This window comes from Bacillus sp. T-10(2022) (assembly GCF_056502895.1).
This window is the reverse complement of sequence record NZ_CP113518.1, coordinates 3,925,215-3,947,571: the sequence shown is the minus strand read 5'-3', so window position 1 is coordinate 3,947,571 and position 22,357 is coordinate 3,925,215. Positions and strand designations below refer to the sequence as shown.

The 22,357-nt window shown below is 32.4% G+C and carries 21 protein-coding genes; 19 read left to right on the top strand and 2 right to left on the bottom strand.

Translation table 11 applies throughout. The features are described from left to right. Positions 1–66 precede the first annotated feature (66 nt). Positions 67–258 (bottom strand): hypothetical protein, encoded by a 192-nt coding sequence (locus OSJ91_RS19305; protein WP_289350504.1) that lies wholly within the window; start codon positions 256–258, stop codon positions 67–69. A 977-nt stretch (positions 259–1,235) separates the two neighbouring features. Here OSJ91_RS19305 and OSJ91_RS19300 point away from each other — a divergent pair. Then, positions 1,236–2,003: a tyrosine-protein phosphatase gene (locus tag OSJ91_RS19300; RefSeq protein WP_485890258.1), complete on the top strand. Its 768-nt coding sequence runs from the start codon at positions 1,236–1,238 to the stop codon at positions 2,001–2,003. A 47-nt stretch (positions 2,004–2,050) separates the two neighbouring features. Here OSJ91_RS19300 and OSJ91_RS19295 read toward each other — a convergent pair whose 3' ends face one another. Beyond that, a complete protein-coding gene (locus OSJ91_RS19295; RefSeq protein WP_485890257.1) occupies positions 2,051–2,833 on the bottom strand; it encodes an SGNH/GDSL hydrolase family protein in 783 nt (260 codons plus the stop codon). A gap of 198 nt (positions 2,834–3,031) precedes the next feature. On the opposite strand from OSJ91_RS19295, the gene OSJ91_RS19290 reads away from it, so the two are divergent. From OSJ91_RS19290 to rfbB, 18 genes are all read left to right on the top strand, one after another. Further along, positions 3,032–3,772 (top strand): YveK family protein, encoded by a 741-nt coding sequence (locus OSJ91_RS19290; protein WP_485890256.1) that lies wholly within the window; start codon positions 3,032–3,034, stop codon positions 3,770–3,772. Further along, positions 3,765–4,457 (top strand): CpsD/CapB family tyrosine-protein kinase, encoded by a 693-nt coding sequence (locus OSJ91_RS19285; protein ID WP_485890255.1) that lies wholly within the window; start codon positions 3,765–3,767, stop codon positions 4,455–4,457. Before OSJ91_RS19290 ends, OSJ91_RS19285 begins: the two co-directional genes overlap by 8 nt. A 94-nt stretch (positions 4,458–4,551) precedes the next feature. Continuing rightward, positions 4,552–5,319, top strand: coding sequence for a tyrosine-protein phosphatase (locus OSJ91_RS19280; protein ID WP_485890254.1), 768 nt, complete (start codon positions 4,552–4,554; stop codon positions 5,317–5,319). 224 nt (positions 5,320–5,543) lie between these two features. Then, positions 5,544–6,419: a UTP--glucose-1-phosphate uridylyltransferase GalU gene (gene galU / locus OSJ91_RS19275; RefSeq protein WP_485890253.1), complete on the top strand. Its 876-nt coding sequence runs from the start codon at positions 5,544–5,546 to the stop codon at positions 6,417–6,419. A gap of 28 nt (positions 6,420–6,447) precedes the next feature. After that, positions 6,448–7,128 carry a sugar transferase gene (locus OSJ91_RS19270; RefSeq protein ID WP_485890252.1) on the top strand — a complete coding sequence of 227 codons (681 nt, stop codon included), beginning with the start codon at positions 6,448–6,450 and terminating at the stop codon, positions 7,126–7,128. Positions 7,129–7,146: 18 nt separating this feature from the next. Next, positions 7,147–8,409 (top strand): UDP-N-acetyl-D-mannosamine dehydrogenase, encoded by a 1,263-nt coding sequence (gene wecC, locus OSJ91_RS19265; protein ID WP_485890251.1) that lies wholly within the window; start codon positions 7,147–7,149, stop codon positions 8,407–8,409. A gap of 18 nt (positions 8,410–8,427) precedes the next feature. Next, the gene (locus OSJ91_RS19260) at positions 8,428–9,543 is read left to right on the top strand and encodes a glycosyltransferase family 4 protein (RefSeq protein ID WP_485890250.1); all 1,116 of its coding nucleotides are present in this window, start codon (positions 8,428–8,430) and stop codon (positions 9,541–9,543) included. Between the two features lie 34 nt (positions 9,544–9,577). Next, the gene (locus tag OSJ91_RS19255) at positions 9,578–11,311 is read left to right on the top strand and encodes an asparagine synthetase B family protein (RefSeq protein ID WP_485890249.1); all 1,734 of its coding nucleotides are present in this window, start codon (positions 9,578–9,580) and stop codon (positions 11,309–11,311) included. Between the two features lie 6 nt (positions 11,312–11,317). Then, positions 11,318–12,580 carry an oligosaccharide flippase family protein gene (locus OSJ91_RS19250; protein WP_485890248.1) on the top strand — a complete coding sequence of 421 codons (1,263 nt, stop codon included), beginning with the start codon at positions 11,318–11,320 and terminating at the stop codon, positions 12,578–12,580. 292 nt (positions 12,581–12,872) lie between these two features. Next, positions 12,873–14,174, top strand: coding sequence for a glycosyltransferase (locus OSJ91_RS19245; protein ID WP_485890247.1), 1,302 nt, complete (start codon positions 12,873–12,875; stop codon positions 14,172–14,174). Between the two features lie 12 nt (positions 14,175–14,186). Further along, positions 14,187–14,891 (top strand): DapH/DapD/GlmU-related protein, encoded by a 705-nt coding sequence (locus tag OSJ91_RS19240; RefSeq protein WP_485890246.1) that lies wholly within the window; start codon positions 14,187–14,189, stop codon positions 14,889–14,891. Positions 14,892–14,896: 5 nt separating this feature from the next. Beyond that, positions 14,897–16,288, top strand: coding sequence for a glycosyltransferase (locus OSJ91_RS19235; RefSeq protein WP_485890245.1), 1,392 nt, complete (start codon positions 14,897–14,899; stop codon positions 16,286–16,288). Then, a complete protein-coding gene (gene cps2T / locus OSJ91_RS19230; protein ID WP_485890244.1) occupies positions 16,285–17,442 on the top strand; it encodes a beta 1-4 rhamnosyltransferase Cps2T in 1,158 nt (385 codons plus the stop codon). The genes OSJ91_RS19235 and cps2T overlap by 4 nt, the downstream gene beginning before the upstream one ends. Positions 17,443–17,484: 42 nt before the next feature. Then, the gene (gene wecB, locus OSJ91_RS19225) at positions 17,485–18,651 is read left to right on the top strand and encodes a non-hydrolyzing UDP-N-acetylglucosamine 2-epimerase (RefSeq protein ID WP_485890243.1); all 1,167 of its coding nucleotides are present in this window, start codon (positions 17,485–17,487) and stop codon (positions 18,649–18,651) included. Then, positions 18,648–19,550, top strand: coding sequence for a glucose-1-phosphate thymidylyltransferase RfbA (rfbA, locus tag OSJ91_RS19220; protein ID WP_485890242.1), 903 nt, complete (start codon positions 18,648–18,650; stop codon positions 19,548–19,550). Before wecB ends, rfbA begins: the two co-directional genes overlap by 4 nt. After that, the gene (gene rfbC / locus OSJ91_RS19215; protein WP_485890241.1) at positions 19,547–20,107 is read left to right on the top strand and encodes a dTDP-4-dehydrorhamnose 3,5-epimerase; all 561 of its coding nucleotides are present in this window, start codon (positions 19,547–19,549) and stop codon (positions 20,105–20,107) included. The genes rfbA and rfbC overlap by 4 nt, the downstream gene beginning before the upstream one ends. A gap of 3 nt (positions 20,108–20,110) precedes the next feature. After that, positions 20,111–20,965: a dTDP-4-dehydrorhamnose reductase gene (gene rfbD, locus OSJ91_RS19210; protein WP_485890240.1), complete on the top strand. Its 855-nt coding sequence runs from the start codon at positions 20,111–20,113 to the stop codon at positions 20,963–20,965. 1 nt (position 20,966) lies between these two features. Then, a complete protein-coding gene (gene rfbB / locus OSJ91_RS19205; protein WP_485890239.1) occupies positions 20,967–21,998 on the top strand; it encodes a dTDP-glucose 4,6-dehydratase in 1,032 nt (343 codons plus the stop codon). Positions 21,999–22,357 lie beyond the last annotated feature (359 nt).

Here is a 22,357-nt window from a genome sequence, read left to right as displayed (position 1 = left end):
GGACAAAAAAAAGAAGCAATAGCCAATACTGCTTCTTTGATTACATATATCGACCTCACGAATTCCTTAGATTTCACCCTCTTCAAGCCTCCTATTATACTCAAATTTACTTATTAATCCCTTTGCATTACAAGTAAGACAATCTGTATAAATATCATAGGCACCTGTACCTGCACAAACATGGCATTTAACATGAGTTTCCGGTATATCCTTATGCATGAATGAAAAAACTTTTCCAATATACTGCAGAATAATCATTCCCAAAACTCCTTTTTTTTCTATCATACAACGAAAAAGTGAGAAGGAAACTGGAAATACAATAACATTACTTAAAACAAATAAAACCATAACATAGTTTACATAGGGTTAAAAAATGTGCCGATGGGGAATCATGTCTAGCATCAGGGGTAGAGTTTCATGATGAGTCCTAGAGGATTGTTTTAATTTCTTCAGTTAACCGACTGATTCAACTTGCCGGCACCTCTTAAGGATCAAAATTGTAAAGTAATTACTACAAATGCCTCATATACAAAGAAAGCGCTTTCAATTATAATTATCACAAGAAAACCAAGCCGAGAGGTGTGTTCAATATGGTAGGTAAAAATGAAGGGAATTTCTTAAAAGGACTTTTGTTTGGTACATCTTTGAGCATACCGTTATGGATTTCTTTTATTGGATGGATAAAATTAATTCTTAATAGTTTATTTTAGAGCCCTAGGGCTCTTTTTATTTTGGTGTTGGAGAAACAAACACTGCATCTGCAATTTGCCAATAACTTGAAGTACAACAGCTGTTCATGCCACTTAATCGCAGCATCAAATCAGGTACAGCTAATACAATGTGAGTAGTTGCCCCTTGGTAATAAACCAGATGGGAGATCATGTCCTCGGGTTTATATCGTTAAAATTTAATGAAAAGCATTTTTATATTTCAGATGAAAACATAAAAAGACTATAGGACAAATCTATTGAAATAAATTTTTAGTATTGGTTATTAAATAAAAGTCATGCCTTCTTTCCTATTGTTCATAATAGAGAACAGAGTTAAGATTTATGTAATATTCAGGATAATTCAATAGTTCAAGGATTTTTATGACTAAAAATATCCGTTTAAGGATTTCTGGAGTTTAATAGTAATTACCAATCATATTTATTTGTATAAAATTCATTAAAATGTTAGATTTATGTGTAAATAATTACAAAGTTTGTCCGAAAGAGCGAAAAGAGGTTTTATAGATGATTGATATACACTCACATATATTACCAGGCGTTGATGACGGGGCTAAGCACATTACAGAGAGTATAGCCATGGCTAAGCTTGCTGTATCGGAGGGTATACGGACCATCATTGCTACTCCTCATCATAAAAATGGTTCTTTTGAAAATGAGAAATTTAATATTATAGAAAAAGTGGCAGAACTAAACGATGCATTGAAAGCTGAATCAATTGATTTGGAAGTGTTAGCAGGTCAGGAAACACGAATCTATGGAGATCTTTTAGCGGATTATCAGGCCGAAAGAATTTTAACTTTGAATGATGGTGGAAGATATGTGTTCATCGAATTGCCGACAGACCATGTTCCTGCATATACAGAGCCCTTATTATATGAGTTGCAAATGAAAGGGCTAGTTCCCATCATTGTCCATCCAGAAAGGAATCTGGAGTTTATGGAATCTCCAAATCACCTTTACAAGCTGGTTAAACATGGAGCTTTGACTCAGATAACAGCAAAAAGTATCGTTGGTGGATTTGGTAAGAAAACTAAAAAGTTTGCCTTTCAACTCATCGAGAAAAACCTGACTCACTATATAGCATCTGATGCCCATAATACGAAAAGCCGTGCTTTCCATATGACCGAGGCTTTTACTGAAATAGAAAATAAGTTTGGTGTCGATATGAGGTATTTATTCATGGACAATGCCGAGCTTTTGATTCAAGGTAAATTGGCATACAAAGAAATGCCGCAGAAAATTGAATCAAGAAAATTCTTAGGTATATTTTAAATACCAAAAAAGCCGCATCCCAGTATAGGGTGATGCGGCTTTTTGTTTTAAAACTGCTTAATAAAGAATTCTTCCAGATACAAACTCCATATTTTATAGCCCTTTTCATTAGGTAATTCCCGTTCTTCGTTCAAAACGTCTATCATTTTATCTGATGCTTGATCAGGCCAATTACTCCAATGATTGAGATAAGGAATATCCTTATCTTTTGCATACTTTTCCAATTCCTTCACTTGGTTAGGATAGTAGGTTGCATTATATAAAGGGTTAGGGGGCTGCAGAATGAATTGTGTTTCTTTGTTTGCTGCAGTGACATCCTCAATAATCGTCGTTATATTTCCAAGAGAATCTTCAATGGCGACATTCCCATTATCCTTTAGTGTGAAAGGTTCGAACAAAATTAAATCGGCTTTGGCCTCTATTAAATCATTTTGTTTGTTTTGAAGAACAAACTGTGAAGACATCAAATCGTAAAGTAAACCGTCCACATGAACGGTGTCTCCATAAACATCTTTAAGCTGATCAGCTAAATCATCAGGCAAGTTATACCCCTCATTGCCAAGGGAATTCGATCCAACCAGCAAAATCTTAAAAGGTTTCCCTTCTGCCAATCTTTTTTTATATAAGTCTTTGCTTGCCTTCGGCCAATTCCCTATGTATTTTACGAGTTCTCCATTATCGGGACTTGAATTACTAGTTTCCCCCTTCGTACTTTTTTGCTCAGTCTGACTGACACTAGCATCAGAGATTTTACCATTCCAATGAATATTACCTATAACTAGAGATACGACGCATGCTAAAATAATAAAAGTAGGTAAGAAGACCTTCATATGATTCCTCCATAATATGCTGTATTTAGACACAGTTTTTTTGTAATTTATACCAACTATCAAATAACCATACCAATATATAGGGAAATAAGATTTAATATAAATATCAAATTACCTAAAATTATGACAAAAAAAACAATGAATGGCAAGGTTTTGTGTTATAATACCAATGCTGTTATTTAAAAGTTGGAGGGAATCATGGAAGAAACAATAAGTATAAAAGACCTATTTTTAACTTTGCGAAAGCGTTTAAGCCTTATCATCGTCATTACGGCACTTGCTGTTTTAGTAAGCGGTATTGTCAGCTATTTTCTATTAACGCCAATCTATCAGGCATCCACACAATTACTTGTCAATCAATCCAAGAATGAAGAAGCACTTTATAATTACAACGAAGTTCAAACGAATCTTCAATTAATTAATACATATAATGTCATCATTAAAAGTTCGGCGATATTGGAATTAGTTAAAGAAGATCTTAATCTTGACATGACAGCAGCAGAGCTAAATGAAAAAATTTCGGTTGCCAGTGAACAAAATTCACAGGTTGTCAACATCATTGCCGAGGATGAAAATCCCAAAACAGCAGTGGATATTGCTAATAAAACGGCAGAAGTGTTTCAAAAGCAAATAGTCGAGATCATGAATGTAGATAATGTGACTTTGCTGGCAAAGGCAGAGTATAAAGAAAATCCATCACCAATCAAGCCGCAACCATTACTTAACATTGCGATTGCTTTGGTTGTCGGATTAATGGCAGGTGTAGGTGTTGCTTTCCTTTTGGAATATTTGGATAACACGATAAAGACAGAGCAAGATATCGAGAAGCAACTAGGTATGCCTATTCTTGGTGTCATTGGGACAATTGATGGTCAAGGAGATAATAGCTTACGTTCTGAAAGACCAGCAACACGTGGAAGAGGTGAAAAAATTGGCTAAAAAGAAAAATTTGGATACTAAAAGAAAATTAATTGCGAAATTCAATCCGAAATCCCCGATATCGGAACAATTCCGTACCATTCGGACGAATATTCAATTTTCTGCCGTTGATGAAGAAATGCGTTCAATCATGGTCACTTCTACAGGACCAGGAGAAGGAAAATCTACCACAGCAGCCAATCTTGCGGTCGTATTTGCACAGCAAGGAAAAAAGGTTTTGCTTGTAGATGCGGATTTAAGAAAACCAACAGTTCATTATACCTTCAATTTACCTAATACCTTTGGAATGACGAATGTATTAACGAAACGGATGGATTTGAAAGATGCTGTCGTTGAAACGGATGAAAAAAATCTATACGTATTATCCAGCGGCCCAATTCCCCCTAATCCGGCTGAATTGCTAGGCTCTAACTCGATGAATGAATTATTCGAACGTTTCTACGAAGAATTTGACGTCATTATCATGGATACACCACCAGTCTTAGCGGTTACGGATGCACAAATTCTATCGAACAAATGTGACGGAACGATTCTTGTAATCTCGAGCGGGAAAACAGGAACTGAACAAGCGTTGAAGGCAAAAGAACTATTGAATGCAGCTTCATGTAACCTTTTGGGGGTTGTGTTAAATAATAAAAAAATGCAAAAAAACAGCCAATATTATTATTATTACGGAAATAAGTAAAAGCACTACTTATTTCCTGCTTTTTATATTATATTTACAAGGGAAAGATTGTAATTTTTATAGGTTGAAAGAATCAGAGGGAGGAGGTCGGGAAATGATAGATATTCACTCGCACATATTACCAGGGATAGATGATGGCGCTCAATCGATTGAGGATAGTTTAGAGATGGCGAGAATGGCGGTTTTAGAAGGTATACATAAGATCATTGCCACGCCGCATCATATGAATGGGAAATACGAAAATCGGAAACAAGATATCATAAACAGAGTTGCAGAGCTTAATGAGGTATTGAAAGCTGAAGCGATTCCACTAGAAATCCTGCCAGGGCAAGAAACAAGGATATATGGAGAGATTTTGAAAGACTATGAACTGGAAGAAATCATCACACTGAATGATGGAAAAAAGTATCTTTTCATTGAACTGCCATCTGCACATGTCCCGCGTTATACGGAACAATTGCTTTCAGATATACAATTCGAGCGACTGACTCCGATAATCGTCCACCCAGAACGAAACCAAGAATTAATCGAAAATCCAGACCTTTTATACAAGTTTGTGAACAACGGAACACTTACCCAGGTAACTGCTGCCAGTGTTTCAGGTGCCTTCGGAAAGAACATTCAAAAGTTTTCGATGCAATTAATTGAATCGAATCTAACACATTTCATTTCATCAGATGCTCACAATATCACAAGTCGAAGCTTCAAAATGAATGACGCTTTTGATGTGATTGAAAAGAAATTCAGTGTCGATTATGTTGATCTTTTTCTAGATAATGCGGAATTGCTTGTAGCAGGGAAGACGGTTTATAAAGAAGTTCCCGAAAAGATTAAAAAGAAAAAAATATTGGGAATTTTTTAATGTCTGAAGCACGATTTTTGGTCAATTCTAATAACCAGCAGAGTCATTTTATGTTTTCTGAATGTTTCTAATTTTTAACGAAGAACAAATATTATGGCATAGTATATATCGGACTAAAACTCTAATACTTTAATCCTTTTTCGATAAATAGGCAAATGCATAAAATTTTATCAGCATCCAGATATTTTTAATAAATGAACAGGATAACATGAGGAGGAGAATAAATGAAAAAGGTAAAAAAAGCAATAATACCAGCAGCAGGATTGGGTACAAGGTTCCTGCCAGCGACTAAGGCTATGCCGAAGGAAATGCTTCCTATCGTGGATAAACCAACCATTCAATATATCATCGAAGAAGCGGTGGCCTCAGGTATTGAAGACATCATTATTGTAACCGGAAAAGGTAAGCGTGCAATTGAGGATCATTTCGATAATGCATTTGAACTTGAAAATAATTTAATGGAAAAAAATAAATTCGAATTACTTGAAAAGGTCCAAGCTCCTTCCAAAGTTGATATTCATTACATTAGACAAAAGGAACCAAAAGGTCTAGGCCACGCAGTTTGGTGTGCAAGGAAATTCATTGGAAATGAACCATTCGCCGTTTTATTAGGTGATGATATCGTCCAAGCGGAAACACCTTGCTTAAAACAGTTAATGAATGAATATGATAAAACCTTATCCTCAGTCATCGGTGTACAAACAGTCCCTAAAGAAGAAACCCATCGTTATGGGATTGTAGATCCAAGTAACCAAAACGGCCGACGCTATGAAGTAAATAACTTTGTCGAAAAGCCTGCACAAGGAACAGCTCCATCCGACTTGGCAATTATGGGCCGGTACATATTCACGCCAGAAATATTTATGTTCTTGGAAAAACAAGAACTGGGAGCAGGCGGAGAGATCCAGCTGACAGATGCAATCCAAAAATTAAACGAAATTCAACGAGTTTTTGCATATGACTTCGAAGGGAAGCGATTCGACGTTGGTGAGAAATTAGGATTCATTCAGACAACGATAGAGTTTGCTTTGAAGGATATAACTATAAAAGATGATGTTTTAGAGTTTATGGAAAACCTACTAGAAAAACAAAAGTTATAAAAATAACAAGAGTAAGGGAGGAGCCAATTTGAAAGCTGTAGCAGTTGAGCAGAGAGTAGCGTCATCTGACCGCTTATTAACAGAAGATCAAGTAAACGCTAATTTGAGTTATTTAAGAATGAAAAGATTAATAGATATATTTGGATCAATTATTGGACTTATTTTACTATCGCCCATTTTTTTGATAGTAGCTATTTTGATAAAAATAGAAGACCCAAAAGGACCTGTTTTTTTCAAGCAGATTCGAATTGGGAAAGGCGAAACGGAATTTCAAATGTATAAATTTCGATCAATGGTCTCGAATGCTGAGGAGCAATTAAAAGATTTACTTGCCCTAAATGAAGTATCAGGAGCCATGTTTAAGATGAAAAATGATCCGAGGATTACGAAAATCGGGAAATTTATTCGGAAAACAAGTATTGATGAGTTACCACAATTGATGAATGTATTAAAGGGAGAAATGAGTCTTGTAGGACCAAGACCTCCACTCCGTCGCGAAGTTGATGAATACTTACCCTTCGATAAACAGAGATTACTAGTAACACCTGGATGTACAGGATTATGGCAAGTAAATGGTAGGAATAGTTTGGGGTTCGAGGAAATGGTTAAATTAGATATCTACTATATTTATAACCGGAATATAATATTTGATATCAAAATAATCTTGAAAACCGTGAAATGCATGATTAACTCGGAAGAGGCATACTAAAAAATGGAGATGATTAGATTGAATAAAAAAGTATGTATAGTTGGCTTGGGTTATATTGGTTTACCAACTGCTGCCGTATTGGCAGATAAAGGGTTTTTGGTCCATGGTGTGGACGTTAATGAAGAGGCTATTAATTTAATAAATAATGGAGAAGTTCATATTTATGAACCAGACCTAGAAAAAGTTGTGAAAAAAGTTGTAACAGCAGGAAAATTGAGTGCCGATATAAAGCCAATAAAGGCAGATGTTTATATTCTAGCGGTTCCTACCCCATTTAAAGAAAATCATAAGCCAGACCTAGCCTATGTAGAATCAGCAACGAAATCAATCATTCCCTATATTGAACCAGGGAATCTAATAATCCTTGAATCTACTAGTCCTATTGGTACTACTGAAAAAATAGTCGAATTGATATTAAATGAAAGAACAGATTTAAGTATAGATGAAAAAAGTTCTAGTCAAATATATGTTTCACATTGTCCAGAACGTGTACTGCCTGGAAAAATACTAAAAGAATTAATTGAAAATGATCGTATTGTTGGTGGAGTAAATAAGCTGTCCACGCAAAAGACAGCAGAGTTTTACGAATCATTTGTTGATGGTAAGGTTCTTCAAACAAATGCAAAGACTGCTGAATTATCAAAGCTAACTGAAAACTCATATAGAGATGTAAATATTGCCTTTGCAAATGAACTCTCCATGATTTGTGATGATTTAGATATAGATGTTTGGGAACTGATAAAATTAGCTAATCATCATCCTCGTGTTAATATTTTACAACCTGGACCAGGAGTAGGAGGACATTGTATTGCTGTTGATCCGTGGTTTATTGTTGATGCTGCACCCGAAACGTCTAAGTTAATTCATACGGCCAGAAAGGTAAACGATTCAAAGCCGATATTTGTGATTGATAAAGTAAAAGAAGCGGCTAATAAATACAATTGTGAGACTATAGCATGTTTGGGGTTATCTTTCAAAGCCAATATCGATGACTTAAGAGAAAGTCCTGCAATAGAGATTGTCAAAGAGCTTTCAAAGGAATCCAACCAAAATATATTGATAGCAGAACCACACATTAATGAACTTCCTTCTTCATTGAATAATTTTAATGTATGTTTAGTTAGCACAGAAGAGGCTATTAAACGCGCGGATTTGATTGTTTTACTAGTAGATCATGATTACTTTAAATTGATAGATGCTCTAGATTTACAAGATAAGATAGTTGTTGATACTAGGGGGATAACAAATAATGGGACAAATAAAGTTGCAAGTCTAACTTAAGATAGGAGATATTAATCTTTGAATTATACAGTACTCACAAATATGTATCCTAAGGATGAGAGTTTATATAGGAATGTTTTTATACATCGCAGGGTTATAGAATATGTTAAAAGAGGATTAGATATCGAAGTCTTTGTTTTGGACGAGAAGACTTCCGAAACCAAGATATATTTTTTTGAAGGAATCAAAGTAATAGAAGGCAATAAGAACTCATTTATCGAGTATACTTCAAATAAAAAACCGGCTAAAATTCTAATACATTTTATTAATCGTCACATGATTGATGTTTTGAATTCAATTGATAAAAAAATTGGAATAATTGTATGGATTCATCTAATGGAAGCTATTGGATGGCATAGAAGGTTATTTAACTATAAAGATGGTGGGTTTTTTAAGTATATTCTACAAAATACTAGGCAAATGATAAATTTAAGGCAATTTATTAAAAAATCAAATAAAAGAGATATAAAATTTGTATTTGTTTCAAAATGGATAAAAAATGCAACACAAAAAGATACTTTTACCAAAATTGATAATTATAAAATTATACACAATGTCGTAGATACTAATTTGTTTAAGTATGAGGAAAAAGATATTGAATTAAGAAAGAAAATATTACTAATTAGGCCTTTTGAGTCCAGGAAATATGCAAATGATGTTGCAGTTGATGCAATATTGAAATTAAAAAAGAAGGCATATTTTAGTGAGTTAGAGTTTAATATATTCGGTTCTGGGCGATTATTTGAAAAAACAGTTAGTTCTATACGGCATTTGGATAATGTGAAAATACACGATACTTATCTTAAACACAATGAAATAAAAGAACAGCATAGTAAAAATGGTATTTTTTTGTGCCCAACAAGACAAGACTCTCAAGGGGTTTCAATGTGTGAAGCAATGTCTAGTGGTTTGGTACCTATTACCTCCAACAATTCTGCAATTCCCGAGTTTGTAGAACATAACTCAACTGGTTTAATTACTAAAAATGCAGATGGTATTGTAAGCGAAATCGATTATTTATATAAAAATCCTTTAGTCTTTAGTGAACTCTCAAGAAATGCCTCTGCTTCGATGACCAGATGTAGTCCAGAAAAAGTTATAAATGAAGAAGTAAACGTTATACAAAATAAGTAGTATTAGTAGTCCCAAGTTATAAGGGGGAACAAGAATGCCAGGGTTTATAGGTTATATAGGTAAAAGTATGGAGGATTTATATTTTCCTGAATCAGCTAATGATATAGAATCCAATTTACTATTTAATGAAGCTAAAGGTGATAATTATCACTTCGAAAATAAAGTGAATAAAAAATTTCAAAATGATAAAGTTTTTTATGATACTGATAAATATTTTATTATAACGGATGGAATTTTACTAAATAGTATGCAACTGATTAACAAATATAAAAGTAAAAACCTTGTAGATACAATAATTAGAATGTATGAAATTAAAGGTGAACAATTTTTTAGTGAAATTAGAGGAAGTTATTCCTGTGTATTATTTGATAAAAAATTTAATAAATGGTTAATGTACACGGATCAATTAGGCGATAAAAAAGTTTATTTCTCTGAGGTTAATGAAGGTTACATAATTGGTTCTCGAGTCATTGATATCGCTACTGTATTTAAGGCTAATAAAAAAAAATTATCACTTGATGAAGATAGTTCTTTATGCATGTTAACCTTTGGTTACATGATAGATGAAAATACTATGGTTAAGGAAATTAAAAAATTATTACCGGGTCACTACCTGAAAATTGAAAATAATAGTTTGCAAATAAAAAAATACTTCCAATTTAATAACAAACCACTTGTTCAAGGTACTGAAGATGAAATAATTGATCAATTAGATGAATTATTTAGATCATCAGTAAAACTTCAATTTGAAAAAGATAATGAATATGGCTATAAACATCTAGCTTCGATCAGTGGTGGGCTTGACTCTAGAATGGTGAATGTTGTGGCACATGACTTAGGATATAACGATATTTTAAATTATACTTTTTCACAATCTAACTATTTGGACGAAAAAATTGCCAAGGAAATTGCCGTAGACCTAAATCATGAATTTATATTTAAATCTCTTGATGATGCTAAGTTTCTGTTTGATATAGATAGTATTGTGAAGATTAATGGTGGAACTAGTATATATTATGGATTAGCACATTCGAAAAATAATTTAGATAGTTTAAATTTAGAAGCTTATGGTCTTGTACATACAGGTCAGATAGGTGATGTTGTTGTAGGAAGCTTTTCAAAATCTGTTCAGCATGAAAAGGTGGAGTTCTCCAACTATGTTTATTCCACTAAATATCAAAATAGGTTAAAAAACTTAGCCTTTGAAGATTATGGTAATGATGAATTGTTCAAAATGTACAATAGAGGCTTGAATTTTGCATTAAATGGAAATCTTTCTTTCCAAGAAAGAACGGAATCATTTTCTCCATTTTGTGATGTTGATTTTATGCAGTACTGTTTAAATATTCCTCTTCAATACAGGATTAATCATAATTTGTATTATAAATGGATACTTAAGAAGTACCCCTCAGCTGCGAAGTACAAATATGAGAGAATAAAATCTAAAATAACGACACCGAAACTAGTGATAAAAAGTATGAACTTTGGTTTTAAAGTAATCAATAAAGGATTAAATATTTTAAAGTTGCCAACTTTATACGGATACAATACAAAAAGAGGTATGAATCCTTTTGATTATTGGTATAGGCACAACAATGAATTTAAGAAATTTATTGATAATTACTATGAAAAGAATATTGGAATATTAAATGAGTACAAGAATATACAAGAAATGTGTGAAGTAATGTTTAAAACTGGTATAACAGTAGAGAAAATTCAAGTTCTAACGATTCTATCTACTATGAATGTGATTCTTAGTGAGGAATAAATTGTAATGAAAGAATTGATTAATAAAATAGTAAAAAAGGGTTTTTTTCATATATTTGGCTCTAATGTAATAAATAAAATAGTTCAATTTTCAAGTGGTATCTTTTTAGTAAGGTTACTTATGAAAGAAGATTTTGGGAATTATAGCTATGCTCAAAATATCTTAAATATTTTTATGTTGTTTAATGGAATGGGAATATTATTTGCACTATTGCAATTTGGCAGCGAAAGTCAAACAAAAGAGAAAAGCAATGCGTATTTCAAGTATTCTTTTAAAATTGGAATGTTTTTTAATATTTTCATTTCTATAGCTCTTTTATTATATAGTTTTGTTTTTTTAAAAGAGAACATTATGACATCAAATTTATTATTATTGATGTTTTTAATGCCTATTTTTTTATTTGGATATGAGTATATCCAAATATATTTTCGCACAAATCTAATGAATATTGAGTTTTCAAGATTAAGTACCTATAACACATTGGCAATATTCATATTTTCAGTATTTGGAGCTCTGATTGAAGGAGTTGTCGGAGTTGTAATTGGGGTATACATTGCGTATTTCACATCAATTCTAATAGGGTGCTATTTATTAATGGCAGATAGTTTTTTTGTAAAGCTATCAAGTTCATTAACAGTATCTGAAAAAAAAGAATTGAAAAACTACTCAATTATTTCTATGTCGAATAATTTTATCTCTCAAATCATTTACCTGATTGATATCTTTTTAATTGGTCTTTTAATTAAAGATCCTAATATCGTAGCCATATATAAAGCTTCTACTTTAATTCCGTTTGCATTGAATTTTATTCCGTTATCAATAATGACATTTGTATATCCTTACTTCGCTAAAAATAGAGAGAATATATTATGGTTAATTAAAACATATAAAATATTGGTAAAATATTTATTGTTAATTAATATCTTTATAACAACAATTTTATTGATATTTGCGCCTTTAATAATTAAGTTATTGTTTGGCGTAGAATATCTCGAAGGTGTTTTAGTTTTCAGAATCTTATCTTTAGGGTTTTTCTTTGCTAGTACTTTCCGTATACCAGCAGGAAATGTGCTAGCAATGGTAAAACAAGTAAAAACCTTATTTGTTGTCAATCTATTTGTGGGTGTCATCAATATACTATTAGATTATTTTATGATTAAATATTATTCAATAATCGGTGCAGCCTTGACAACTATTATAATTATTGGGTTATCTGCTTTGATTTATAATGTTTTTTTATTAAGATATTTCAAAAAAAGAAAAGAATAACTTAAGTTTGAAAGGCTACTGTAGCTTCAGTGCTAGGACTTTTATAAATTATTATGAATTCCTTACCTAATCTTTTCTAAAAAATTTGCAGGTCATATTGATAATTTCCCCAACTGTAATAACGAGGCTCTAGCAGGATTCATGTTTTTGAAAGTTTAATTCTATAATATTTAATAAAATACATTTTCCTATATTTATAAATTTTGGAATCGTGCAATAGAATAAGAGGCAATGAACTTTTGGTTTAAAAAATGAAATCAAATGCATTCTTCGTAAATAAGGAAGGGATACATTGAACATATTAGTAATTGCAACACAGTTACCACCATATATTGGGTCTGGTAATGTTAGGGCTTTAAATTATATAAATTATTTGTCTCGATTAGGTCACCAAGTAGATGTAATTGGTGTTGACTATCCAAAAGATTCAGTAGCTTATGATATACATTTGGAAAATTCCTTTGATGAGAAAGTTACAGTTAATAGAATAAAACCAGGTTATTTTTATCGCTTTTTTTATAGAAAAAAGTCTCATGAAACAGCAAGAACAAACAATGGTAATACATCAATTAATAGTTCTCTCAAAGGAAAGATTAACTCTTTTATAAAAAAAAATTTTGTAATCCCTGATGCTTTTGTGCTTTGGATTTTTCCTGCTTATGGGTTTGGAAAAAATCTAATAAAAAAAAATGATTATGATGTAATATTTACACTCCATGAGACCCCATCAAGTCACATTGTAGGATATCTTATAAAAAGAAAATTCAAAAAAATAAGTTGGGTAAGTTATTGGAGTGACCCATGGAATGGAGATAGCTTACGAGAAGAAAGAAGTTATTTTAAAAAGTTTATTGAAGAAAGATTGGAAAAATTAATTGTAAAAGAAAGTGATAAATTATTATTTACAACAGAAAAAACTAAGTCATTATATAAGAAAAATTATAAATTGGACGATAAGCAAGTATCGCTTGTGTACAGAGGATATGATAAAGATTTTTATTTGAAGGTACAAAATGAAGATCTTTCGAACTTACATGGAATTAAGAATGACAAATTTAACATTATACATATTGGGACAATATACAAGAAACTTAGAGATGTAGAACCGCTATGTAATGCATTAAATAATTTAAAAAAGAATGATTTTGATTTATATCAAAAGCTTAATATTTTATTTATAGGACAGTTTGATAACATAGATGATCAGAAACAACTCTTAACTCATGAGGTGGTTTCAATATTACCACTAATACCTTATGAAGATGCATTAAGGTACACGGTAAAAGCTGACGCATTATTGCTATATGGTAATAAAAATAGTACACAAATACCTGGTAAGGTATACGAGTACCTTGGTAGTAAAGCAGTAATAATGACTTTGTATGGTGATCCAAATGATGAACTGAGAAAGATAATGGAGGACGTCAAAAAAGGCCCTATTATCGAAAACAATAAAGAAGAAATATACTTGACACTTAAAGATATCATTAAGGGATATAATAAAGATAATATAAACTCAATATGGAAAGAGACTAATTTGCAATATGAATGGGAGAATGTTGTTAAAGATTTGGAATATAAAATATTCAATTAATAGGGGTTAGTTATGTTTAAAAAAATTTTAGAGTTGGGTGTATCTATTATAAAGAAAGAAGAATACAAGTTGTCTGATGGATTACACTCAACTTATTTATTGGGTTTAATAATCGAGAAAATTTTTAGTTTTATAAATGGGGTTTTTAGACGGTTTGGCTTTAAAAAATGTGGAAAAATATTATTTATTGGAAGAGGAGTAAAAATAAAATCTAAAAGGAATATAGAAATTGGAAATGGAGTTACAATTGAAGAATTTGTCGTCCTTGATGGTTTATCAAGGAAAGGACTCATATTAGAGGAAAATGTGAAAATCGGTAGTTATACGCAGATAAAATGTACTGGTAGTTTAAAAAATATTGGTGATGGTATTCGTATAGGGAAAAATAGTGGTATTGGTGATTTTTGCTTTTTTGGTGCTGCTGGTGGTATTAATATTGGAGAAAATGTAATTATGGGTCAAAATGTAAGATTTCACTCTGAGAATCATAATTTTAGTAGATTAGATATTCCGATTAAACACCAAGGTGTTAGCAACCAAGGGATAAAAATAGGTTCTGATTGCTGGATTGGTGCGGGGGCTGTTTTCTTAGATGGAGTTACTGTAGGTGATGGTTGTGTAATTGGTGCAAATGCCCTAGTAAATAAAGATATTCCTTCGTATAGTGTAGCAGTTGGTAGCCCTGTTAAAATTGTTAAAAACAGGAAAGAGTCGTAACTTATATGAAGATACTACATTATTCATTGGGGTTACCGCCTTTCAGGACCGGTGGCCTTACAAAATACTCATTTGATTTAATGAATCACCAAAAAAATACAGGCCATCAGGTTTTTTTACTTTTTCCAGGTCAATTCAATATCAGTAAAAAAACATCAATAAATGCAGAATCAAAGATTGAAGGATTAGAAGTGTTTGAAATTATCAACCCATTACCCGTTTCGCTATTGGGTGGAATCAGTGATCCAGTACAATTCATGAAAAATGTTTTTCCAGAGGATATTTATTATTCCTTTTTAAATAAATTAAAGCCAGATATAATTCATATTCATACTCTTATGGGGATTCATAAGGAATTTTTTTTAGCTGCGAAAGATTTAAAAATTAAATTGGTTTTTACCTCTCATGATTACTATGGAATTTGTCCGAAGGTGAATCTTATTGATTATAAGGGAGATATCTGTTTTGATAATGTTCTTGGTAATAACTGTGTGACCTGCAATCAAAATGCCTATAGTTTACCATTAATTTATTTAATGCAATCTAAAACCTATCGGAATTTTAAGGATAGTAAAATAATCAAGAAATTAAGAAAAAGAAAAAATAATACTATTAAGGAACAAAATTCAAATTATAAGGAGATAACACATAGTAAGAAAATTGATGAATTTTTAGCTGCCAAATTCAATGATTTGAGAGAATACTATTTAGGGATTTTTGGCTTAATTGATTATTTTCATTTTAATAGTGAAAATACCAAAATTGAATTTGAAAGATTTTTAGATATCAATGGTGCTGTTTTGCCAATTTCACATAAGAATATAGCTGATAATAGAAAAAAGAAAGTATACAACGGTAACTTCCCATTAAAGATTAGCTTTCTAGGTCCATTAGATATATATAAAGGTTTTCCTTTGCTTCGTGAGACAGTCAATAGATTGTTAAGTATTGATCAAAATAACTGGGAGTTAAATGTGTACGGTAACAATGCTGAGCTAGTATTAGAACAAGGTGAAAGTGATCATATCAGGTTTCATGGGCGTTATCAGCATGATGAATTAGAAAATATTTTCGATAATACAGACGTTTTAATTGTTCCTAGTGTTTGGAAAGAGACTTTTGGATTTATTGGGTTAGAGGCTTTATCTTTTGGAGTGCCGGTTATAGTATCCAACCATGTAGGATTTAAAGATATATTAAGGGACGGGGAGACAGGAATTATCTTTGATCCAGATACCAAAGAACTTGAAACAATTTTAGAAAAGTTAATAAATGATAGAAATATTCTAAAAAAAATGAACCACAATATTTATAATGATGCTTTTCCATATTCTCTAGAAAAACATTCGATAAATATTGAAGCTTTATATAATGAAGTTCTAGGAGTTTTAAAATGAAAAATATATTTATTATAGGTTCTAAAGGTATTCCGGCTAAATACGGAGGATTTGAAACTTTTGTAGAGTATTTAACAGCACGTAAGGTCAGTAATAATATCATGTATCATGTTTCGTGTTTAGGTGAAGATAATAGTGAATTCTATCATAATAAAGCGCGTTGTTTTAATGTGAAAGTTCCCAAAATAGGAAGTGCAAGAGCTATTTTATATGACATATTAAGTTTACAAGAGAGTATTCGATATATTAAGGAGAATCAGCTAAAGAACTGTATTGTATATATTTTAGCCTGTCGAATTGGTCCAGTCTTTTCGTACTTTAAAAGTCAGTTAGAGAAACTTGGGGCACAAGTATTTGTAAATCCCGATGGGCATGAATGGAAACGAAGTAAATGGAATTACTGGGTTAAGCGCTATTGGAAGATATCTGAAAAATTAATGGTAAAAAATGCAGATTTATTAATCTGTGACTCTATCGGGATAGAGAATTATATACAAACCGATTACTCTGCATTTGAACCTAAAACAACATTTATTGCTTACGGTGCTGATATTACTCCGTCTATTTTGAGTAATGAGGATAAAAAGATTATCGATTGGTATGAAAAGCATCAAATTCAGTCTAAAGAGTATTATTTAGTTGTTGGACGATTTGTTCCTGAAAACAACTATGAATTAATGATAAAAGAATTTATGAAATCTTCATCAACAAAAGATTTTATTCTTATCGCAAATGTTGAGGAAAATGCATTTTATGAACAATTGAAACAAACCACCAATTTTGAAAAGGATCAGCGTATTAAGTTTGTTGGAACGGTTTATGATCAAGAATTACTTAAAAGAATAAGAGAAAATGCTTACGGTTACTTCCATGGACATGAAGTGGGGGGAACAAATCCTTCACTTTTAGAAGCATTAGCTTCAACAAATTTAAATTTACTCTTGGACGTCGTTTTCAATAAAGAAGTTGGTCAAAATGGAGCTGTTTATTTCTCGAAAGAAACTGATTCACTTTCTAATTTAATTAATGAAGTGGAGAATTATACCCCAAGTCAGATTGAGAACCTAGGTAAAGCGGCTAAGGAAAGAATAAGAAAAGAATACTCATGGGAAAAAATCATTAATGAATATGAAACTTTATTTTCTAAAAATTAAAACCCTGCTGTATAAAGCAAGGTTTCAATGGGAGTGTGAACTATGTTAAATAAAAAACTTAAGGTAATGACTGTGTTTGGTACTAGACCAGAAGCTATAAAAATGGCTCCTCTAGTATTAGAATTAGAAAAATATAAGGAACAACTAGATTCAATAGTTGTTGTTACGGCACAACATAGAGAAATGTTAGATCAGGTATTAGATATATTTAAGATAAAGCCCCATTTCGATTTAAATATAATGAAAGCTAATCAAACACTAGTTGATATTACAACAAGGGGATTAGAAGGATTGAATCAAGTCATACAAGAAGTAAAGCCTAATTTGATATTGGTTCATGGTGACACTACGACAACATTTATTGCTAGTTTGGCTGCATTTTATAATCAAATAGCTATAGGGCACGTAGAAGCAGGATTACGGACAGGGAATATGTTATCTCCTTATCCAGAAGAAGCTAATCGTCAATTGACAGGTGTTTTAGCTGATTTACATTTTGCGCCAACTAAAAAAGCTGCTTCGAATCTTATAAAAGAAAATAAGAAAGAGAAAAATGTCTATGTGACTGGTAATACGGCTATCGATGCCCTACAAACGACTATCTTAGATGAGTATAGTCATCCTATTTTGGATTCTATCGGTGACAAAAGATTAATCTTAGTTACAGCTCATCGCAGAGAAAATTTGGGTGAACCTATGAGAAATATTTTCAAAGCTATTAAGAGAATAGTTGATTGCCACGAAAATACAATAGTTGTATATCCTGTTCATATGAATCCTATAGTTCAAAAAATTGCAAATGAAATACTTGGGGAACATCCTCGTATTCATTTGATAGATCCGCTAGATGTAATTGATTTTCATAATTTTGCATCCAAAGCATTCTTAATTATGACTGATTCGGGTGGTGTTCAAGAAGAAGCTCCCTCATTAGGTGTACCTGTGCTTGTTCTTAGAGATACAACTGAAAGACCAGAAGGTATAGAAGCGGGAACATTAAAATTAGCTGGAACAGATGAAAATGTGATATTCAATTTAGCTAATACGTTGTTAATAGACAAAGCCGCATATGACAAGATGGCTCAATCATCAAATCCATATGGAGATGGTGAGGCATCAAGTAGAATAGTAGAAGGGATTTTACATCACTTTGGTCTAAATGAAAAAAAACCATTAGATTTTAATACAAATGAGGCGGTAAAAATATGAAAGGAATTATATTAGCAGGTGGAAGTGGCACACGCCTTTATCCTATAACTAAGTCGATATCAAAACAATTAATTCCGGTTTACGATAAACCAATGATTTATTATCCGCTATCTGTATTAATGCTTGCAGGTATCCGGGATATATTAATCATATCAACACCAGAAGATACGCCTAGATTTGAGCAACTATTGGGTGATGGAAAAGAATTGGGAATCGAATTAAGTTATGCTATCCAGTCTTCACCAGATGGTTTAGCACAGGCATTTATCATTGGAGAAGATTTTATTGGTGATGAATCGGTTGCACTAGTTCTAGGTGATAATATTTTCTATGGGCACGGTTTTACTAAAGTTTTGGAACGAGTTGCCAGTCAAAAAAAAGGCGCGACTATATTTGGCTACAATGTTAAAGATCCAGAGCGCTTTGGAGTTGTTGAATTTGATGAAAGTGGGAAGGCGGTATCTATTGAAGAAAAACCGCAAACTCCAAAATCAACCTATGCAGTAACAGGACTATATTTTTATGATAACGATGTAGTTGAAATAGCGAAATCTATTAAACCTTCTGAACGGGGCGAATTGGAAATTACATCTGTGAATGAGGAATATTTACGGAGAGGAAAGCTTCAAGTAGAGTTAATGGGGCGTGGTTTTGCATGGTTAGATACAGGGACTCATGAATCTTTATTAGAAGCTTCTACTTTTATAGAAACGATAGAAAAACGGCAAAGTTTAAAGGTTGCTTGTTTAGAAGAGATTGCTTATCGAAAAGGATATATTTCAAGAGATCAACTCATAAAGTTGGCTGAACCCTTAAAGAAAAATGAATACGGGAAATATATGATGCGCTTAGCTGAGCAAGTATTAATCGATAAAAATTTAGTGGGTGTAAAATCATGAATATTACTAAAACCAAATTAAATGGTGTAATGGTGATTGAACCAAAAATTTTTGGTGATCACCGTGGGTGGTTTACTGAAACTTATAATGAAGAGAACTTTAAAAAGGCTGGTATAGACACAGTTTTTATACAAGATAATCATTCATTTTCTGCCACAAAAGGAACGCTACGAGGATTACATTATCAAAAGGATCCAAAAGCACAAACAAAGCTTGTTCGTTGTACAAAAGGTTCAATCTTTGATGTAGCAATTGATATTCGAAAAGAAAGCCCTACCTATGGTGAATGGTATGGAGTAGAGCTTAGTGAAGAAAATAAAAAGCAATTATTAGTTCCAAAAGGATTTGCTCATGGTTTTATGACGCTAACAGATGATGTTGAGGTTCAGTATAAAGTGGATGAGTTGTATTCTCCAGAAAATGATCGAGGAATTATTTGGAATGATCCAGAAATAGGGATTGAATGGCCAATGGATATTAAACCTGTCTTATCTGCTAAAGATGAAAATGCTCCGTTACTAAAGGATGCTGAAAATAATTTTGTGAGTGGAGAATAAGTCATGAAAGTTTTAGTAACTGGTTATAGTGGACAACTTGGCTTTGATGTGGTCAAGGAAGGTAATTGTAGAGGGCTGCAGATGTATGGTTCCAGCTCTCGTGATTTAGATATCACTGATAAAGAAAGCGTATCTAAATATGTTTCAGAATTAAAACCTGAAGCAATTATTCACTGTGCTGCTTACACAGCTGTTGATAAAGCGGAAGATGATAAAGAAAAATGTTATGATGTTAATGTAAATGGCACTAAGTATTTGGCTGAAGCCGCAAAGGAGATAGGGGCTAAATTTGTTTATATTAGCACGGATTATGTATTGGATGGGCAGGGAGATAAGCCATTTAAAGAAACTGATCCTCCTAATCCTATTGGTTATTATGGTCTAACCAAATTTGAAGGGGAGAAAATCGTACAATCTCTCTTGGAAAATTATTTTATTGTGCGGATTTCTTGGGTTTTTGGTAGTAATGGAAATAATTTCATCAAAACTATGCTTAAATTATCTGAGTCGCGAGATGAATTAAATGTAGTAGGCGATCAAATAGGTTCTCCTACGTATACTTATGATTTGTCTTGTTTGTTATTGGATATGATTCTAACGGATCGTTATGGAATCTACCATGCATCAAATGAAGGATTTTGTAGTTGGGCAGAATTTGCTCAAGTAATTTTTAAAATTGCTAATAAAAATGTAAAGGTAAGCTCAATAAATACTGAAGAATATCCAACAAGGGCAGTGCGGCCAAAAAATTCAAGACTGTCTAAGCAAAAGTTAATAGACAGTGGATTTGTTGCTTTACCTAAATGGGAAGATGCGTTAACCCGGTATATAGAAGAGTTAAATCAAGAGGAGAACTGATATGAAGAAACAAAAGATGCTAGTGACAGGCGGAGCAGGATTCATTGGTGGGAATTTTGTTCAATTTATGGTGAATAAGTATCCGGATTATGATATTTACAACTTAGATTCATTGACTTATGCAGGGGATTTAACGAAGCACCGGGAGATAGAAAATAAACCAAACTATCATTTCGTAAAAGCAGACATTGCGGATCGTAAGTCTATCATGTCTTTGTTCGAGCGAGTGAAATTTGATTATGTAGTTCATTTTGCAGCTGAAAGCCATGTGGATCGATCTATAACGAATCCGGAGATTTTTGTTTTGACAAATGTACTAGGCACACAAGTATTATTAGATGCCGCAAAGGAATACAATATTACTAAATTTGTTCACGTATCAACAGATGAAGTATACGGAGAATTAGATTTTGATCCTACAACTTTCTTTACAGAGGAAACTCCACTGCAACCGAATAGCCCATATAGTGCTAGTAAGGCATCTTCTGACTTATTAGTACGGGCTTATTACGAAACGTTCCAATTGCCGGTTAATATTACTCGCTGCTCGAATAACTATGGTCCATATCATTTTCCTGAAAAATTAATTCCATTGACTATCTCCAGAGTAGTCAATGACCAAAAGGTGCCTGTTTACGGTGATGGAAAAAACATCCGTGACTGGTTACATGTTATTGATCATTGTGCAGCAATAGATTTAGTTCTACATAAGGGTGAAAACGGTGAAGTATATAATGTTGGTGGTCATAACGAACGAACCAACTTAGAGGTTGTTAAAGCTATTATTAATACTCTCGGTAAATCAGAAGACCTAATTGAATTTGTAAAGGATCGCCTGGGTCATGATAAGCGATATGCAATAGATCCTACCAAATTAGAACAATTGGGTTGGAAACCGACTTATGACTTTGACACAGGCATTGCCCAAACTATTCAATGGTATCTTGATAATAATGAATGGTGGGGGCAAATTATTAGCGGAGAATATAAAGAATATATTAAAAAACAATACAAAAATAAATTAACTAATTAATGTAATCTGATTTGAAATAATCCGTCTATTTTATAATGGATTAAGAAAGATTAACTAATTCAAAAAAATTTTTTGATACATTCTTTGAGAGCTATAGCTTTTTCTTTGTAGGATAAGTATTTCATTATTAGACAATAGCTTTTTCAAAGTGATATTCTACAAAATATAAGTCCCCAGTCTATGATAATAGAAAGGGTGCATTTAGTAGAACCCCGAATTGTTTAATAAAATATTTCAAAATTAATTCATTATATTTCTCAATCTCAGGTCTTAATAGCATTGGTTTGATAACTATGTTGAAACCATTGACGGACAATGTGATTCTGCTGTTTCCACAAGATTAAAATAATATTAATTTA

What these genes read in the sequence shown, in the direction of transcription:
- OSJ91_RS19305 (WP_289350504.1), bottom strand. Translation starts at nt 258, where the DNA reads ATGATTATTCTGCAGTATATTGGAAAAGTTTTTTCATTCATGCATAAG.
- OSJ91_RS19300 (WP_485890258.1), top strand. Translation starts at nt 1,236, where the DNA reads ATGATTGATATACACTCACATATATTACCAGGCGTTGATGACGGGGCT.
- OSJ91_RS19295 (WP_485890257.1), bottom strand. Translation starts at nt 2,833, where the DNA reads ATGAAGGTCTTCTTACCTACTTTTATTATTTTAGCATGCGTCGTATCT.
- OSJ91_RS19290 (WP_485890256.1), top strand. Translation starts at nt 3,032, where the DNA reads ATGGAAGAAACAATAAGTATAAAAGACCTATTTTTAACTTTGCGAAAG.
- OSJ91_RS19280 (WP_485890254.1), top strand. Translation starts at nt 4,552, where the DNA reads ATGATAGATATTCACTCGCACATATTACCAGGGATAGATGATGGCGCT.
- galU (WP_485890253.1), top strand. Translation starts at nt 5,544, where the DNA reads ATGAAAAAGGTAAAAAAAGCAATAATACCAGCAGCAGGATTGGGTACA.
- OSJ91_RS19255 (WP_485890249.1), top strand. Translation starts at nt 9,578, where the DNA reads ATGCCAGGGTTTATAGGTTATATAGGTAAAAGTATGGAGGATTTATAT.
- OSJ91_RS19250 (WP_485890248.1), top strand. Translation starts at nt 11,318, where the DNA reads ATGAAAGAATTGATTAATAAAATAGTAAAAAAGGGTTTTTTTCATATA.
- OSJ91_RS19240 (WP_485890246.1), top strand. Translation starts at nt 14,187, where the DNA reads ATGTTTAAAAAAATTTTAGAGTTGGGTGTATCTATTATAAAGAAAGAA.
- OSJ91_RS19235 (WP_485890245.1), top strand. Translation starts at nt 14,897, where the DNA reads ATGAAGATACTACATTATTCATTGGGGTTACCGCCTTTCAGGACCGGT.
- cps2T (WP_485890244.1), top strand. Translation starts at nt 16,285, where the DNA reads ATGAAAAATATATTTATTATAGGTTCTAAAGGTATTCCGGCTAAATAC.
- wecB (WP_485890243.1), top strand. Translation starts at nt 17,485, where the DNA reads ATGTTAAATAAAAAACTTAAGGTAATGACTGTGTTTGGTACTAGACCA.
- rfbA (WP_485890242.1), top strand. Translation starts at nt 18,648, where the DNA reads ATGAAAGGAATTATATTAGCAGGTGGAAGTGGCACACGCCTTTATCCT.
- rfbC (WP_485890241.1), top strand. Translation starts at nt 19,547, where the DNA reads ATGAATATTACTAAAACCAAATTAAATGGTGTAATGGTGATTGAACCA.
- rfbD (WP_485890240.1), top strand. Translation starts at nt 20,111, where the DNA reads ATGAAAGTTTTAGTAACTGGTTATAGTGGACAACTTGGCTTTGATGTG.
- rfbB (WP_485890239.1), top strand. Translation starts at nt 20,967, where the DNA reads ATGAAGAAACAAAAGATGCTAGTGACAGGCGGAGCAGGATTCATTGGT.